Annotated in this window: 1 pseudogene; it reads left to right on the top strand. The window is 38.0% G+C overall.

Going from position 1 to position 279, the window contains the following annotated elements:
- Positions 1-162 precede the first annotated feature (162 nt).
- Positions 163-279, top strand: a pseudogene (locus RYX56_RS21925) (zinc ABC transporter ATP-binding protein); the annotation flags it as partial.

Genomic DNA, 279 nt, shown 5'->3' with positions numbered 1-279 from the left:
AGAGGAACAGGAAAAAGGACTTGATTATATAACGGTGATGAAAGAGAATCTCACCATTCTTATGGAAGCATTACAGAAATAATGACTAGATGAGGAATAGGGGAGTTTCCATGCTGGAATAAAAGCAAGCCTTTTCCTCATGTATGTTTGAAGGAGTTTATTATGAATCTTATTACGGTAGAAAACATTGTGTTTGGCTATTCACAGGTTCCAGTTATTAACGGCGTATCACTTGAAATAAGGAGCGGCGAATTTGTAGGAATAATGGGGCAAAACGGG

The sequence above is a fragment of the Alkalihalophilus lindianensis genome (assembly GCF_032843265.1).
Classification (GTDB): Bacteria; Bacillota; Bacilli; order Bacillales; family Bacillaceae_D; genus Alkalihalophilus; species Alkalihalophilus lindianensis.
This window is presented reverse-complemented; position numbering and strand designations above follow the sequence as displayed.